This is a genomic window from Paenibacillus jamilae (genome assembly GCF_050482105.1).
GTDB lineage: Bacteria > Bacillota > Bacilli > Paenibacillales > Paenibacillaceae > Paenibacillus > Paenibacillus jamilae_B.
The window spans coordinates 79850-95726 of record NZ_JBCNHI010000009.1 but is presented as its reverse complement, the minus strand read 5'-3'; the positions used below and the strand labels follow the sequence as shown (position 1 = coordinate 95726).

The following is a 15877-nucleotide window of genomic DNA, read 5'->3' as shown; positions in this document are numbered from 1 at the left end:
ATGAAATTATAAAACCTCCCGAATGGGGCGCATGGCTAGGCAATGTGCTCGTTCGGGAGGTTTTATATGTTTAAGCTGCTCTATTCAGTAGAAAACATGCATGGCATGTCTGCCTTTTTTAACGAGTTGTAGTAGAAGGAAGGCGCAGTTTGGCTAAATCAAACGAAGGCACCAGCCCTTCCTGTGCGGCGCGACCAAGCAAGGCTTCGATAGCGGCATAGCCGCTGTCGCCCAGATTAGCGGTAAAATCGTTCACATACAGGTCGATATGCGATTGGGCGACATCGGGTGATAGCTCTTGCGCATGAGACAATACATATTCACGCGAAGCTTCGGGATGTCTCCAGGCATATTCGACCGAGGCACGTATCCAGTCGGTGATCGCATCCAGATCTAGTGTACGACGGGCAATAATAGCTCCGAGCGGGATCGGTAGCCCTGTATCTTCTTCCCACCAGTTCCCCAGATCTACTTGCTTGCTAAGTCCATAGGACGGATATGTGAAGCGTGCTTCATGAATAACTAAGCCCGCATCCATATGACCGTCACGGACAGCAGGCATAATTTGGTCGAACGGCATCACGACGATCTCGCCGACTCCCCCAGGTACGTGTTTGGCCGCCCATAGACGGAATAGCAGATAAGCAGTGGAACGTTCACTTGGAACAGCTACACGCTTGCCGGACAGTGCCTCCGGGCCTTCGACGGTTGAACCTTCCTTAGTCAGCACGAGCGGTCCGCATCCCCGGCCCAATGCGCCACCGCATGGCAGCAAAGCGTATTCATCCAGCACCCATGGGAGTGCAGCATACGAAATTTTCATGATATCAAGTCCGTCTGGTGTGATCGCCAGATTGTTGGTAATGTCGATATCGGCGAATGTAATGTCCAGTGCGGGTGCACCCGGAATCAATCCATGCGCCAAGGCATGGAAGACAAAAGTATCGTTAGGACAAGGTGAAAAAGCAATTTGCATCTATATAACCTCCGTTAATGTAGAAAATGCGGCTTCCAACGCTTGCAAAGCCTCTTTGATTCGCCAAGCTGCACGGTCACGTGGACCAACAGCGTTGGAAATCGCGCGGATCTCCATCATCGGCAGCTCCAGCGTGTTAGCCGCTACGGCTACGCCGTAACCCTCCATCGCTTCGGCAGCAGCTCCGGGAACGCGTTTGGCTAAGCGTTCTGCTGTTGCCGCTGTGCCGGTGGCTGTCGAGACGGTCAGGATCGGTCCGGCGACAGCCGTCTGGCCAGCGTCACGCAACGCCAGAACGAATCGCTGCGTGGTAGCAGCGTTTACGGCAATGCGGCTGGAGCCAAAACCCAGCTCGTCCACGCTGCTGAAGCCCTCTGCCGTCTCTGCCCCCAGGTCGGCGGCAATAATCGCGTCAGCAACGACGACGCTCTCCAATGCGGCAACCTCTGCAAAGCCGCCTCCAATCCCGGCGCTAATGACCAGACGGTAGCCACCGGTCGTCAGTGCCAGCGCGGTTGAAGCCGCTGCGGACGGAGCGCCTACACCAGCCAGCTCGACTACAAAGCGAGTGTCGCCTTTCAGGCCGCGCAGCACAGCCTCCCGTTCGCCTTCAACCGCGGTCATGACCAGGATGCGCCCATCTGATGTTGTATGCTCCATCGGTTGATTCCCCTTTAAATTTAGGTAATATGCATTCTTATCATACTGCTTTTCCAAACGATGTTCAAAAAAAGTCGACAAAAAAAGCGCTCTATGGCGCTTTTTCAGAGAAACTGCAAGATTCAACAGATATGAAAATTGGTAGTTTAAACATATAATCATTCTAATCTGGAAGAACAGCGCAGACATAGCATATAATAATTATATCGGCTGATCCTTTGTGATTAGCTGAAACATTGTGATGTTGCGGTCATAATGGCTTGGGGTCCCATCCTGATTGCGCACTCGAATCATCTCGCTGCTGAACAATTCGATATATCCACAGCCTATCTCACAGTATACGCCCGCAGGGTCTTCTTGCCAGACTGAAACCAGGTGTTGAGACAGCGCTGCGGTAAAAAATTCGATGTTTTTTTGCAGTACGCGTGGCGTTTTCTTGGGTTCCATAACGTAAATCCTCCCTATATCATGCCATATGAAAATCAGCAATTAAACGTGGCTACTAGTGGTTACTACACATCATAATGAACTTAAACAACTGTAAAGGTATGGTTCGTATTCTATTCTATGAAACAGACGTTAACACTGTACCGCTTAATGCTATTTTTGTAAAGCATCCGTTTGACCTTTTCAACATCCATTTTGTGTTTACACACATTTTACATTGCGTTTACACTTCTGTGATGCTAGTGCGTTTCATCTAATAGTACAATAAAGGGTAACTATACTGCATGAAATTGATGGAGGCCATATGTTGATAGAGAGTCAGAAGAAGGATAAAGCCGGGTCAGAACGTTACTTTAATCGGGATTTAAGCTGGATTGAATTTAATCGCCGTGTGCTCCAGGAGTCACAGGATACAGATACACCGTTGCTGGAGAGAGCCAAATTCTTAGCAATTGTGTCCAGCAATTTGGATGAGTTTATGGCTGTTCGTGTTGCTGAGACGCGCGAGAAGATTAAGGCTGGTTTTATGCAAAAAGATTTTACGGGATATACCCCCTCGGGTTTGTACAAACGGCTAATGAAGCGTGCAGTTTCGATGGTATCCGAGCAATATCGGACTTATCGTGATATTTCCCGCCTATTGACGAAAAAAGGTCTGTTACTGCTCGAATATAATGACTTAAATACGACACAGCGCAAGTCGCTGGATGCATATTTTCATGAAATTATATTTCCGGTGCTCACGCCGATGGCAGTCGATCAGAGCCGCCCATTTCCACTGGTTCACAATAAATACGTATATTTGGCAGTCGTCTTGAGACGTCCGGGAGATACGGAGGAGGATAAGCCGCTTTTTGCCATTGTGCAGGTGCCTTCCAATATTCCACGTGTGGTTTCGGTGCCGTTACGTTCCAATAGCAAGAAGAAATCATTTATTTTAATTGAGGAACTGATTAAGCATCATATACAAACGCTGTTCACCGGATATATTCCCGAGGCAGTTCATGCCTTTCGCGTTACGCGCAACTCCGATTTGTCTATTAATGAAGAAGAGATCGAAGATTTGCTCGAAGAGATTGAAAAAGAGCTGCGTCGCAGACGGCGGGGAGCACCAGTCAGACTGGAAGTGGAGAAAGGGATCAATTCCTTTGCCCTAACGGAGCTACAACGTGAATTCAAGCTGTTTGATCATGTGTTTGAGATCGACGGGCCGTTAGATCTGACGTTTCTGTCGTCTTTTGCCGATCATTTAGAGGGGTATTCGCATCTGAAATTTCCGGCAATCAAACCCTTGTATCCAGAAGAACTGCCTCCGCAAGAGGATATCTTTAACGTACTTCGCAAACGGGACGTGCTCGTATACCATCCGTATGAATCATTCGATGCAGTAACTGATTTTATCATTGAGGCATCAGAGGACCCGGATGTAATGGCCATCAAGATGACCCTGTACCGTGTCAACGGAGAATCGAAGCTCATTCCGGCTCTGGCACGTGCAGCCGAATCGGGCAAGCAGGTGACAGTGGTGGTCGAGCTGAAGGCACGTTTTGACGAGGAACGTAATATTGCTTGGGCACGCACGCTTGAAAAAGCTGGCTGTCATGTAGTATACGGGTTGGTCGGCTTGAAGACACACGCCAAAATTATTTTGATCGTACGCCATGAGCGTAATATGCTCAAACGATACGTGCATGTGGGAACTGGCAACTATAACGAAAGCACGGCACGTGTATATACGGATATTGGTTTATTCACAGCGGATCCGGTGCTAGGTGAGGATGCCTCTGAGCTGTTCAATGAAATCACAGGCTTCTCGGCGCTCAAGACCCCACAAGCGTTCACCGTAGCCCCGACGGGCATGAAAAATAAGCTGTTTGAGCTGATCCGCAGGGAAGCCGAGCACGCACTTGCAGGCAAGCCAGCCCGTATTATTGCCAAAATTAATTCTCTATCCAATCAGGAAATGATTGATGAACTATACGCGGCTTCTCAAGCAGGTGTAAAGATTGATTTAATCATTCGAGGAGTCTGCTGTTTACGTCCCGGTGTAGAGGGCTTTAGCGAGAACATTCGGGTTATCAGTATTGTCGATCGTTTCCTGGAGCATTCCAGACTGTTTTACTTTGAAAATGCAGGGAGTTCGGAGCTATTCTTGTCCAGCGCGGATTGGATGACGCGCAATTTGACTCGCCGGATTGAGCTGATGTGCCCGATTTATGACGACCGAATCAAAGAAATGCTGGTGGATATTTTACGTTTATCTTTGAAAGATAACGTGAAGGCGCGCCAGCTGTTACCTAACGGCAGCTATCAATTTGTAGCCAGAAACAACGAAGAGGCTCCTATTAGGAGCCAATTCGAAGCATTGAAGGTTAAAAACTGGAAGAAGGAAGAATGGACCACGACAACATAAGGTTCCAGGCTTTTTGAAAATCTTTTGCGACAGCCACCAGCTCCCGTTGCTCCAGAATCGGTTCACTCTTGCTTTCCAGACGAATATGTAGTGCATCGTCTCCTATCGTGGGTTGGATGCTGGTGATGATGCCGGATTCGCTGCGATCCATGCCAATCGCTAGCTGGAGCAGCGAGCCGAGCCGATGTACACGTTCTTCGTCGGAAGGCTCCAAAATATCCGCATGTGCGCGCAGCAAGCGAGGAGTCCGGTTTTTGGGGTGGTAATCAGCGATCAGCGCGGCTAGCACTGTTTCACGGTGAGATAAACCGCCAATGCCTGCGTGCAAGATCCAGAACACGGAATGCTGGCGGAAATGATAGTAGTTCAGGGCTGCGCCTGTTTTGTAAAGAGTTGCTGCGGTCAGTAGCAAGCGTTTGTCCATAGTAGTTGAGGTTCCCTCAGCTAAAGTGTCATAGAGCCGACCGGCGTATTCGTTAACCCGTTTGACATGCGCTTCGCTAACCGGGACAGCAAACGATAAGATATTGTTAATGGACGCAATGAGCGGATTAGCCACCACAGGCTGTTCAGCGTTGACCAGCTCATGAAACAGACCGTCTCGCAGACCCGCTCCACTGACCAAATATGCGGAGCCTTGAGCAGCTTCAAAGATCGTTTTTAATATAATGAGACCCGGTACGATAATGTCGGCTCTGTCTTTGGACAGGCCGGCTGTTTTTTTGCGTTTTTCATAAGGGAGATGGGGCAGGCTGCTATAGAAATAATCGACATCTTCTGTCGTCATTTCGTAATGGTGCGTCACCGGAAGCGAGTAATCGCGTCGTTTCTGATTGATTTTAGCCAAAGTACGGAGGGTTCCACCCAACCCGATAAATGGCAGCCCTGGATTGGAGAAGATCCAATCATGGTTTTGCAGTGAAGAACGGACAAAGCTCTCCATTTCCTCAATCTGTCCAGGGGACCATTCTCCATTTTTGACCTCACGACCAAAGCGCCAATTCATATTGACTGCGCCAAAAGGAAATGAAACCGTACACAGTCGTGTCCGATCACGGAACAGTGTAATTTCGGTGCTGCCGCCCCCGATGTCAATAATAATTCCGTCACTCACATTCATTGTATTCACTACGCCCAGAAAACCGGCATAGCCCTCTTGCTCTCCGCTCAGTATTTCCAGTGTTAAGCCTGTCTCTTCCGCAATCCACTGGACGATTTCGTCCGAATTCGCCGCATTGCGGATGGCCGCTGTTGCTGCTGCACGCATTTGGACAACTCCGTGCGTACGGCAAACTTCCATAAATTGGCGAAGCAACGGAGCGATACTGCGGATTGCTTCTCGTTCCATACGGCCGTTAGGCCCAACTTTTTCGCTCAGCCGGGCAGCTTCTTTGCATTCCTGCACAATTCGATAGGCCCCTGTCTCTGTCATTTCATAGATCACGAGACGTATGGAGTTTGAGCCAATGTCCATGATGCCAATTTTGCTATTCATGAGTTGACCTCCTTGTTGAAAAAACAATTTGCCAGCAAATTCAACTGCTCCGTTCAAAATGGTAGTCAGATTATTGTCATTGTACCAGTGATGTCCGGTGTATGCTACCGTTCGCTGTGATCTTGTCGAAATAGACACGTGATCCTGACAATCATCCAAGAATAGCGTATCCCTGTTGAGTATGTATAAGTATACCTGACGGCGAAAGGAGAGAATCAGATGAGACAACTTGCAAGCAAATGGTTAAAGACAAAGGCGCTGCTTCATCATTCATATACCGCCGTTTATATACCGGAAACCTGTCTGTATAGTGAAGATCAATTGCGCATGATGCTGCGGCGACATGCTTTTGTATTTATAAAGCCCGTCAAAGGGGGCGGAGGAGTCGGGGTCATGCGCGTGGCAAAGGAGGGGAGTAACTATACCTGCACGCGTATGGAACAAACACATCGGTTCAGCCATTTTAGAGCGCTTGTGATCGGAATCAATAAGCTCCGAATCCAACGTCCGTATCTCATTCAGCAAGGTATTCAGCTGGCGAGCATTCAAGGTAGACCTGTTGACTATCGAGTCAAAGTCGTAAAAGAAGGAGAGAAATGGGGCTTTCGCGCGGTGGTGGCACGTCTTGCTCGCCCCGGACTGGTCATAACGAATCTGTGCAAAGGGGGAACCTTGCTGAAGGGAACAGAGGCGCTTCGGATGATATATCCCCAGCGGCTAGCTTCACGAAAGCGACGAGAGATCATTGAACTTACTCGGCACTGTATTCCAATACTCGAAAGAAGATTTCCTGGCATCGAACAATTGGGATTTGATTACGGGCTTGATCGGAACGGACAGGTATGGATTCTAGAGGTAAACACAAGGCCTCAATAAATTTATCTTTTTTTAAAAAGTTTCCATTAATATCTATTAACAAGATGCTAAATATAATATATTTGTATAAATATAAAAAAAATTTTTTTTGCGGTAAATCGCCAAAATTCTGTGTATAAATATTGTCCACATTATCCCCTGTCACATATAAGGGGTAACGACACTTACCAACAATTTGTACACAGGATTTCCACAATTGTCTGTGGATAACAGAACGCTTGTTCCGTTTTTGGTATTTTGATAGAATAGATTTTGAAATAAAAGGAAAGGTTGTGTCGAGGATGGCTATGCTGACGGATGAAATGCTTTTGGATTCCTATCAGATGGCAATCGAGCTTAAACTTGAATGTGACTTCATTGCACTGTTGCTGGCTGAAATTCACAAAAGAAATCTAGAGATGAATACAGCCGTAGTCCTTCATTAGACCGGACAAGCTCTCGTACTGCGACTGTAAAGTCATTCTGGGTTCGAATGACTTTACGGACAATCACTGCAACGAATAGGCACACCGTGAAAAAGGGTATTTCACTCCAAGGATTCTAAACCTGGAGTAAAATACCCTTTTTTGTCATAGTCTAAACTAACTACAATTTCATGTTACTGCTGTGACCCGGAGACAACTTGGCGTCTGGATCTACATAGATCTTGGCGTTGTTGACTGCCGTAGGAGCTTCACCAAAGCCAACCGCAATCAGCTTGAGCTTGCCTGGATAGGTAGTGATGTCTCCTGCAGCGAAAATGCCGGGGATATTCGTCTCCTGGCGGGAGTCAACCACAATGGAGTTACTCTCGATTTCAATTCCCCATTCAGCAATCGGACCAAGTGTGGAAACAAATCCAAAGTTAACGATGACATCGTCCACTTCGATTTCCTGAGTTTCTTTGGTTTTTACATGAGCAAGAGTGACCTTCGTAATCGTATCTTCCCCATGCAATTCTGCAATTTCCGTTGGTGTAATAACGTTTACTTTGGAAGCGAGAAGGTTTTCGACACTGTGTTCATGCGCGCGGAATTTGTCACGGCGGTGAATCAATGTGACCTGTTCCGCGATCGGTTCCAGCATAAGGGCCCAGTCTACAGCAGAGTCACCGCCACCGCTGATTAATACCTTGCGGCCTGCAAATTTGCTCAGGTCGCTGACAAAGTAATGCAGGTTCGTTTTCTCAAAACGCTCAGCCCCTGGAAGTTCCAGTCTGCGCGGCTCGAAAGCACCCACACCAGCGGTAATAATAACCGCTTTACCATGATACTCGCCACCTTTGTCTGTTTTTACGATGAAGTGGCGTTCGTCTTTCTTCTCTAATGATACGACTTTTTCTTCTAGCTGCACCTGTGGACTAAAATGGTTCATTTGTTGAACCAGATTGTTCACCAACTCCTGTGCAGTCACTTTAGGAAAGCCGGCAACGTCATAAATATATTTTTCAGGATAAAGGGCTGCAAGCTGGCCGCCCAGTTGGGGCATACTTTCAATTAAGGTGACGGATGCCTGACGCATTCCCCCGTAAAAAGCGGCGAAAATACCGGCTGGACCGCCTCCGATAATGATCAGATCGCGGATTTCCGCACCTGTGGATTGAGCTGTCACTCTAAAAACACCTCCGAAAGGGATAGTATGAATTGTAGATATTGAATCAGCCGCATAGAGGTTCAGATAGCCGCCGAACGCATGATTCACTGTTTATCATTATAAACTGCTGGGTTCCTCTTGCAAAGTTAAAGCGATTAATATTTGATGAAGACTTTCCTGTGAGTAGAGTATTAATTAACCGTGTTGAGAGAAAAGCTGTGAATATTGAATGATTATGTATATCGGAAGGGGTAGAAGCATGAGCAGTATTCCCAAAATTGTCATTGTGGGTGCTGGATATGGAGGTATATTGACGGCTCAGCAATTGCAAAAAGAGCTCAAGCATAATGAGGCGGCTGTTACGCTAATCAACCGTCATGATTACCACTATATTACGACACATCTTCACATGCCTGCGGCAGGCACGGATACGATTGAGCATTCGAGGATTCCGATTGCGCAGCTAATCGATGAGTTCAAGGTGGATTTAGTCAAAGGAACAGTGAAAGAAATCATACCAAAGGAGAAAAAAATCGTGCTGGAGGATGGCTCGCTATCCTACGATTATTTGGTCATCGGCCTAGGCGGGGAGCCGGAAACATTCGGTATTCCGGGGATGGATCAGTTCGCGCTAACGATCCGCAGTATTAACTCTGTGCGCCTGATTCGTGAGCATATTGAATACCAGCTGGCCCTGTATAAAAATGACGGTAAGCCGGGTCGCCTGAATTTTGTCGTAGGGGGCGCTGGTTTTAGTGGCATTGAGTTTATAGCGGAGCTAGCGGATCGTCTGCCACAGCTGGCTAAAGCTTATGACATTGATTTTAACCGGATTCAAATTATTAACGTCGAGGCAGCTCCTACAGCATTGCCAGGGTTTGATCCTGAACTGGTGGAGTATGCAATGGATGTCCTCAAGCGTAAAGGCGTTAAATTCCGTATTGGAATTCCGATTAAGGAATGCCTGGAGGATGGTGTAATCGTCGGTGAGGGGGAAAAGATTGAAGCCTGCACAGTGGTCTGGACGGGCGGAATCCGTGGGAACGGATTGATCGAGAAGGCCGGATTCGAAGTGATGCGTGGAAGAGTGAAAATCGACGATTTTTTGCGTGCGCCGGATCATGATGATATTTTCATTATCGGGGACAGCTCCCTGATGTTTAATCCCGAGGGGCGCCCATACCCACCGACGGCCCAAATTGCAATGCAGCAAGGGGTGCTGTGTGCCAAAAATCTAGCCGCTACACTTCGCAAAAAGGAACTGCATAAGTTCGTATTTTCCAACAAGGGTACGGTTGCTTCTCTAGGGAAAGGCGAAGCCGTAGCCGTAGTCGGTAAGCGCAAAATCAAAGGCTGGGTGGCCGCGCAATTGAAAAAAGTTGTGGATCTACGCTATTTGTTCATCATTGGTGGCATTCCATTGGTTTTGAAGAAAGGGCGGTTTTTTTAAACAGAAAGGTCTTCACTCCTAAAAAGGGGCTTGGAGACCTTTTCTATTTTGCAAGCCCGAAAAAAGATATTGACTCATAACTATTCGATGACATATAGTGTGATTACTAATTACATAGGGGGAGCTTCACATTGAATTCTGATTTTAAAATTAATGCCGATCCGAAGAGAATAAATTTACTGACTGAAAAGTTTCCAAATGTGGACTCCCAATCGTTGAATACGTTAATACTTTTTGTGCAGGCCGCACATGAAGTGTACAATGGGGTGTCTTCCAGGCTGTCTGAGTATGGATTATCCATTGGAAGTCTTAAAATCCTAATGCCTTTGTTTTTGTATGACCGTTCATTAACTCCGTCTGAGTTGGCTGAGTATTCCGGTGTTACACGTTCAACAGTAACCAGCGTAATTGACAAACTGGAACGGGACGGGATCATCCGAAGAAGTACACTGACAGATCGCCGTATGACAGCCATTATTTTGACTGATGAAGGAACACAATTAATGACGGAAAAAATCCCGCTGTTCATTCAGCTTTTTTCGGATTTGTTGAATGAATTTACGCAGGAAGATCATGTTCTATTTGCTAGATTATTAAATAAGCTTTCCTCAGGTCTTGAACAGATAAAAAGGGAATGACCAAATTCCCGTCTTAGATAGTTAGACGTCGTACTATCAGGTGTCTTACTTGTTTTTCTATAAATTTTTACTATCACTGGCTAAATCATCATGTAGGAGGGTTTATTCTAATGAACAAAAAAATCATCGTGTACATGTTACTTGTTGTCGCGTTAGGTACCGGGGGTACGCTAATGGCAATGAGCGGTAAGGATGCTGTGAGCTTGGCAGCTGCACAAAAAAATACACTGCTGGCCGCAGATACCGTAAATGTTGCTTTTCAGGGCGTAGGTGGAAGAGTAAAAACGATTGAGGTGCAGGAAGAACAGCAGGTAAAAAAAGGGGATGTGCTCATGACTCTTGATCCTGTAGACCTTGATTTGCAAATTGAGAAATTAAAAACGGATATCGCACAGGCTGATATGAAAATAAAACAGGCTAAAGAAGGGTTGCAAAATCAGTTTGAAAAAATTTCAAGTTCGGAAATACAAGGACAATTAGACATTCAAGCCGCGCAAGCGGGAGAGACCTTATTAAATCAAGGCGCACGTACAGAGGATATCGAAAGACAAAAGCTGGCCATTGAAGCAGCACGGCAATCGTTGGACGCAGCCCTCACAGGAGTGGAGACTGCCAAAGGAAATGCGGAAATTGCGAAAAAAACAGTGGCATCCAGACAGCAGGCTTTAGAATTGGCCAAAGTTAATTACAACCGACTCAAAGTGTTATATGATGCCGGAGCTGGAAGCAAGGCAGAACTGGATAACGCTAAAAACCAACTGGATAATGCTCAAATTGCGTTAGATACAGCTAAAGACCAGGTTGAAATAGCCAATAACCAGATTACAGCAGCTAGCAAACAATCGGACATTACTAAAAATGGAATCGCTCAGCAGCAGACCGTTTTGGATAAATTGGAGGCTGGAGCAACGGCTGAGGAACGTCAGCAGGCTCGGATCAAAACAGAAAAAGCCAAGGAAGCTCTGAATCAAACCTCGCAAACACGAAAAGATGTTAAGAATAGCCAATACAATGTCGATCTTCTGGCTCAACAAAAGCAGGCATTTATGGTTCAACTCAAAACTGTTGAGTTACAGCGCGGACGTATGGTGCTGAAGGCATCCACGGATGGTAAGGTTTCGCGTATTGTACCTAAACTGGGGGAGATTATTTCTACGGGAGCAACGGGTGTCGTCATTGAAACCAATCAGCTATACTACGATATTTATGTGGGCGAGGATTCCATATCGCAGTTTAAAGCTGGACAAAATGTGATTTCGCATGTTGTAGCTTTACATAAAGATGTTCAGGGCACGGTGAAGTACATTACTTCCGCCCCTCAGTATACCAACATGAGGATGAGTCGGGACAAAGGTCTAGCGGATATAAGCTCCTTCCAAGTACGGGTGAATGTCCAGCGAACATCTGAATTATTGCCTGGAATGACGGTAGAGGTTGTGACAAAATGAAGTCGTTTATAGAAGAGTGGAAGCTGTTGGTCAGCGGCAAAATGGTCTTCGTAATGCTACTTGTTCCGATTATAGTAGCTGTAGCCTTTGGATTTGTTTTTAAAAATAATCAGCTTAACGATGCTTCTGTAGCTGTAGTTGATTTAGATCATAGCAGTTATAGCCGACAGCTTATTAATAAGTTGGATGCATCACAATATATTGATGTACATCATGTGCAAGAGAATGAAACCGATCCGAATTTACTTTTATATAATGAAAAGTTTTTTGCAGTGATTTACCTTCCAGCTGGGTTGGAGGAAAATAGGATTAGAGGAGTTCAGAGCAATATTGGCTTTTATGTAGATAATACGGTAGGTCAGGCTACTGGAAACTTACGCTCGGCAGTCACAGAGATCATAGCGACGGAAAATGCAATGCTCGCTGGCGGTGGATTAAAGGGTATGGGAATGAGTGACAGCCAGGTTACAGGGCTTACTTCCAATATGCTGCTTCAGCAGCGCCTATTGTATAACCCTACCAATGCTACTTTAATGACTTCGGTAATGGGGTTCATCAATACGGTCATGATTTCACTGCTTGGTGCTGCTACACTGACAATTGTTCCACGATTGCGGGAGCAAGGAAGATTAAAAGAGGAGCTTCAGCATTCGTATGGTTTGATTCTTAGAGTGTTACCCTATACATTGGTAGGATGTGTGTCCTTTTACCTCTCCATTGGTTTGCTTAAGCAAATTGGTGGCTTACGCTTTGAAGCAAATGTATGGCAGCTCAGTATTCCATTTCTCCTGTACACCATTACGTTGAGTTTGTTTGCGATGGCTCTAGGGTGGAGTGCGGCCAATCCAGGAAAAGCTTCTTCACGCCTCATGCTAATTATATTGCCTTCGTTTTTACTGAGCGGTGCTCAATTGCCGGTGGCTATGCTGCCTCAATCGCTGCAATATGTAAGTAATATCCTTCCATTAACCTGGCATTTCAAGTTTCTGAGAGGTATGGGCTTTAAAGGTGGGAGCTTAAAGTATTTTATTCCCGAGTTGGGGGGCTTTTTGATCTTATTAAGTGGTTTGCTACTTATTATCTTTATACTGATCGCTCTGGAAAAACGAAAACTGGCGAAAAGTGAGGATTTATCCGTAGGGGCGGAGCCTGTACTGCAATAAAAAAAGGATTCCGTAGTCCTCAGAGGGGAGTGTACGAAATCCTTAGTTTAATCGTGCAAAGAGTTCTAGTTGTCTGCGTCTTACATTTTCAGCATGTCTTCAAATGTTTCTTCATTCAAAACGCTGCCGACATAGAAGGAACCGAATTCACCGTATCGGGCACTCACTTCATCAAAACGCATTTCGTAAATTAGTTTCTTGAATTGAAGTGCGTCGTCGGAGAACAGGGTCACGCCCCACTCCCAATCGTCGAAGCCGATGGAGCCTGAAATGATTTGCTTTACTTTGCCAGCATAACTGCGTCCAATTAAACCGTGGCTGCGCATCAAAGTGCGACGCTCGTCCATCGAAAGCATGTACCAGTTGTCGTCCAGATCACGTTTCTTGTTCATTGGATAGAAACAAATATAACGAGCTTTATTTAATACAGGCTTCAGGCGTGCGATAATCTGTGGATTTTGCATTGGATCTTCATCCTTGCTCAAATAATTACTCAGTTCCACCACACTCACATAAGAATAGGTTTTGGTCGTATATTTGGCAAAGGTTGTTTTGTTAAATTCATTTTCTAGTTTATTGAGGTCTTCCAGCGTTTCACGCAGGTGCAGCATGACAAAATCAGCCTTTTGTCCGACTATAGTATAGACAGCCGAGCTGCCCAGACCTGCTTCCTCGGTAACGCTCCATTCCTTCATAAATTCTTGAAGCTCGTCCAGTGCTCCCGCACGCTCTTCATCATCTGCAGTTTTCCATGCCGTCCAGTTGATGGACCGGAAATCGTGAAGCGCGTACCAGCCTTCCAGTGTGGAGGTTACTTCGTTGGGTGTTGCCGGGGTTTGTTGAGGTTGATGTTGATTCACGATCTACACTCCTTTACGATCTGTAAATGTAATCGGCTTTAGCCGAAATATGTGTACTTCCGTATATCGTTCCTGTATCCAATGCGCCATCCAATACGTAATGCTTAACCATTATATTGTAGCTCAATTTGGAGCTTTTCACCAATGAAAGAAGTGTGAAGAATATTATTTTTTCCATGATGCAGGTCACAAAGTCATAAAATAGTTAGTATTCTCGAAAAAAGGAGAACTCAGACGAATACGGCTGCCAAAAAGGAGGACAATTGCCCTTATTTTGTTGGTCCCACCCGAGGGCAAGTATGATAGAATAGAAAAACATCTTGGAGAACGTTATGTCAGGAAAGGAAGAATGTCGAAATGCGGATGAAAAACCTGCTGCACTATACTGAGAACCACCGCTACTGCGTTTATCGGGAATTTGGCTTGAGCGCACTGGATGAATTGATGCTGGGAAGTGTCTATCAGCCGATGGTAGGCGCATTTGCGGTCAGTCTATATCGACTGTTGTTCCAGCATGTGCCAGTCGGACAGATTGGTTATTCGCCGTTGGAACAGCAACGTCGACTTTTTCTGACATTGGGACTGGAGCCGAGTGAGAAGGGACGCAAGTATTTGATTGAGCAGACCTCCAAGCTGGAGGCTGTCGGTCTGTTACAGACGTCCAGGCTGTATGCGCCCGAAACGGACGATTATATGTATGAATATGAGATGCAGCCGCCGCTGGCACCTGCTGAATTTTTCAGAACGCAGCACCTGACCCTTTTGTTGAGAGACAAAATCGGTAAGTTTGCAGTGCTTTCACTGAGAGAATCGTTGTGGAGCAGGGAATCTAGCGAATGGTCGCAATCTTCCTATAATAAAGAGAATATTTCGGTTCCGTTTTATGAACTGTTTGAGCTGAATACCCATGTTATCGATTATGAGCTGGAACAGGCGCTGTCCGAGGTGTCTACGAGCCGTCAGACTGGAGCATTAGCGTCCGAATCGGAGGAGGCATTGAATTATGCAGATATTATCCTTCGTTTTCCGCGTGAATCCGCCAATCGCAAGCACGTGGAGCGTCTTCGATTTGAACATGAGCAATTAGGGATGGTCAATTACGTGGTCCGCAAATTTGACCTTTCTGTACAGGATATCAGCCGCTTGCTGGATGAGGATGGAATTTTTACCGAAGCAGGCGATTTATTGCTCGACGAGCTTCAGCTTCGGGCTAGCCAACACTCCAGGCAGGAACGGAAGCGTCAGGAGGAGCAGCAAGTACAGGCCGCCAAGGTGGTTGCCTTGCGCCAGAGGGAAGCTTCGACACCTGAAGAGCCGCCTGCAGAGCAAGCTGTGGAAATGGAGTTTTATGTAGAGGTTCCACCACAATTTACAGCCAAGTGTGACATTCACCAATATAATATGATGCTGCGCAACGAGCCTTATCGCCGTTTGCTGCAAACCTTTTTTCCCGGCACGGTTCCCGGTAATCTGCTGGATATATTCGAAAAGATTGATATCAGCTATAAGCTGCCTGGCGAAGTCATCAATGTGCTGATTCATTATTTAATGTCACTGCTCGTATCGGGGAGCGATCAGCGGATTAACCGCAATTTTGTCGAGGCCGTCGCCTCCAACATGCTGCTAAAGCAGGTAAACACTTACGAAAAAGCCGTTCAATATATAAGAGATCAAGCCAAGGTAAAAGGAAAACAGTCTACTGCTTCTTCTTCCGCGGGCAGATCCCGCACGTATGCCAAAAACAATGGGCCTGCCAAGCCAGCTATTCCGATCGTACAAGACCACCCTTCCGAAGAAACCGTATCCGAGGAAGAACTGGATGAACTGCTTCGCCTGGCCGAACGAATGCAATCGGGTAAACAGAAAAAGGTGTAGTGGA

The 15877-nt window shown here is 46.2% G+C and carries 14 protein-coding genes; 8 read left to right on the top strand and 6 right to left on the bottom strand.

Translation table 11 applies throughout. The features are described from left to right. Window positions 1–118 precede the first annotated feature (118 nt). From ABEW32_RS05705 to ABEW32_RS05695, 3 genes are all read right to left on the bottom strand, one after another. Window positions 119–976 carry a 1,4-dihydroxy-6-naphtoate synthase gene (locus ABEW32_RS05705; protein WP_430185529.1) on the bottom strand — a complete coding sequence of 286 codons (858 nt, stop codon included), beginning with the start codon at window positions 974–976 and terminating at the stop codon, window positions 119–121. Further along, complete coding sequence (locus ABEW32_RS05700) at window positions 977–1636, bottom strand: futalosine hydrolase (protein WP_430185738.1); 660 nt, start codon at window positions 1634–1636, stop codon at window positions 977–979. A 201-nt stretch (window positions 1637–1837) separates the two neighbouring features. Further along, window positions 1838–2083: a hypothetical protein gene (locus ABEW32_RS05695; RefSeq protein WP_016820022.1), complete on the bottom strand. Its 246-nt coding sequence runs from the start codon at window positions 2081–2083 to the stop codon at window positions 1838–1840. A gap of 304 nt (window positions 2084–2387) precedes the next feature. Between ABEW32_RS05695 and ppk1 the strand changes: the two genes are divergently transcribed. Beyond that, complete coding sequence (ppk1, locus tag ABEW32_RS05690) at window positions 2388–4496, top strand: polyphosphate kinase 1 (RefSeq protein ID WP_430185527.1); 2109 nt, start codon at window positions 2388–2390, stop codon at window positions 4494–4496. Here the strand turns inward: ppk1 and ABEW32_RS05685 are convergent. After that, complete coding sequence (locus tag ABEW32_RS05685; RefSeq protein WP_430185525.1) at window positions 4456–5991, bottom strand: Ppx/GppA phosphatase family protein; 1536 nt, start codon at window positions 5989–5991, stop codon at window positions 4456–4458. The genes ppk1 and ABEW32_RS05685 overlap by 41 nt on opposite strands. 219 nt (window positions 5992–6210) lie before the next feature. Here ABEW32_RS05685 and ABEW32_RS05680 point away from each other — a divergent pair, with 219 nt between their 5' ends. Then, window positions 6211–6867, top strand: a complete 657-nt coding sequence (locus tag ABEW32_RS05680; RefSeq protein ID WP_430185523.1) for a YheC/YheD family protein — start codon at window positions 6211–6213, stop codon at window positions 6865–6867. Window positions 6868–7148: 281 nt separating this feature from the next. Beyond that, entirely contained in the window at window positions 7149–7292 is a 144-nt protein-coding gene (gene sda, locus ABEW32_RS05675; RefSeq protein WP_007431918.1) for a sporulation histidine kinase inhibitor Sda, read from the top strand. 160 nt (window positions 7293–7452) lie between these two features. Here sda and ABEW32_RS05670 read toward each other — a convergent pair whose 3' ends face one another. Next, window positions 7453–8457 carry an NAD(P)/FAD-dependent oxidoreductase gene (locus tag ABEW32_RS05670; RefSeq protein ID WP_430185521.1) on the bottom strand — a complete coding sequence of 335 codons (1005 nt, stop codon included), beginning with the start codon at window positions 8455–8457 and terminating at the stop codon, window positions 7453–7455. A gap of 241 nt (window positions 8458–8698) precedes the next feature. Between ABEW32_RS05670 and ABEW32_RS05665 the strand changes: the two genes are divergently transcribed. The 4 genes from ABEW32_RS05665 to ABEW32_RS05650 all read left to right on the top strand — a co-directional run bounded on the left by ABEW32_RS05665 (window position 8699) and on the right by ABEW32_RS05650 (window position 13138). After that, window positions 8699–9889 (top strand): NAD(P)/FAD-dependent oxidoreductase, encoded by a 1191-nt coding sequence (locus ABEW32_RS05665; RefSeq protein ID WP_430185519.1) that lies wholly within the window; start codon window positions 8699–8701, stop codon window positions 9887–9889. A 131-nt stretch (window positions 9890–10020) separates the two neighbouring features. Continuing rightward, window positions 10021–10527: a MarR family winged helix-turn-helix transcriptional regulator gene (locus ABEW32_RS05660; protein WP_430185517.1), complete on the top strand. Its 507-nt coding sequence runs from the start codon at window positions 10021–10023 to the stop codon at window positions 10525–10527. Window positions 10528–10637: 110 nt separating this feature from the next. Next, window positions 10638–11975 carry an HlyD family secretion protein gene (locus tag ABEW32_RS05655; protein ID WP_430185515.1) on the top strand — a complete coding sequence of 446 codons (1338 nt, stop codon included), beginning with the start codon at window positions 10638–10640 and terminating at the stop codon, window positions 11973–11975. After that, a complete protein-coding gene (locus tag ABEW32_RS05650; RefSeq protein ID WP_430185513.1) occupies window positions 11972–13138 on the top strand; it encodes an ABC transporter permease in 1167 nt (388 codons plus the stop codon). Before ABEW32_RS05655 ends, ABEW32_RS05650 begins: the two co-directional genes overlap by 4 nt. A gap of 80 nt (window positions 13139–13218) precedes the next feature. Here the strand turns inward: ABEW32_RS05650 and hemQ are convergent, their stop codons facing one another. After that, a complete protein-coding gene (gene hemQ / locus ABEW32_RS05645) occupies window positions 13219–13998 on the bottom strand; it encodes a hydrogen peroxide-dependent heme synthase (RefSeq protein WP_430185511.1) in 780 nt (259 codons plus the stop codon). A gap of 357 nt (window positions 13999–14355) precedes the next feature. Here hemQ and ABEW32_RS05640 point away from each other — a divergent pair, with 357 nt between their 5' ends. Beyond that, window positions 14356–15873: a replication initiation and membrane attachment family protein gene (locus tag ABEW32_RS05640; protein WP_430185508.1), complete on the top strand. Its 1518-nt coding sequence runs from the start codon at window positions 14356–14358 to the stop codon at window positions 15871–15873. Window positions 15874–15877 lie beyond the last annotated feature (4 nt).

What these genes read in the sequence shown, in the direction of transcription:
- ABEW32_RS05655 (WP_430185515.1), top strand. Translation starts at nt 10,638, where the DNA reads ATGAACAAAAAAATCATCGTGTACATGTTACTTGTTGTCGCGTTAGGT.
- ABEW32_RS05650 (WP_430185513.1), top strand. Translation starts at nt 11,972, where the DNA reads ATGAAGTCGTTTATAGAAGAGTGGAAGCTGTTGGTCAGCGGCAAAATG.
- ABEW32_RS05695 (WP_016820022.1), bottom strand. Translation starts at nt 2,083, where the DNA reads ATGGAACCCAAGAAAACGCCACGCGTACTGCAAAAAAACATCGAATTT.
- ABEW32_RS05665 (WP_430185519.1), top strand. Translation starts at nt 8,699, where the DNA reads ATGAGCAGTATTCCCAAAATTGTCATTGTGGGTGCTGGATATGGAGGT.
- ABEW32_RS05700 (WP_430185738.1), bottom strand. Translation starts at nt 1,636, where the DNA reads ATGGAGCATACAACATCAGATGGGCGCATCCTGGTCATGACCGCGGTT.
- ABEW32_RS05680 (WP_430185523.1), top strand. Translation starts at nt 6,211, where the DNA reads ATGAGACAACTTGCAAGCAAATGGTTAAAGACAAAGGCGCTGCTTCAT.
- ABEW32_RS05640 (WP_430185508.1), top strand. Translation starts at nt 14,356, where the DNA reads ATGCGGATGAAAAACCTGCTGCACTATACTGAGAACCACCGCTACTGC.
- ABEW32_RS05685 (WP_430185525.1), bottom strand. Translation starts at nt 5,991, where the DNA reads ATGAATAGCAAAATTGGCATCATGGACATTGGCTCAAACTCCATACGT.
- sda (WP_007431918.1), top strand. Translation starts at nt 7,149, where the DNA reads ATGGCTATGCTGACGGATGAAATGCTTTTGGATTCCTATCAGATGGCA.
- ABEW32_RS05705 (WP_430185529.1), bottom strand. Translation starts at nt 976, where the DNA reads ATGCAAATTGCTTTTTCACCTTGTCCTAACGATACTTTTGTCTTCCAT.
- ppk1 (WP_430185527.1), top strand. Translation starts at nt 2,388, where the DNA reads ATGTTGATAGAGAGTCAGAAGAAGGATAAAGCCGGGTCAGAACGTTAC.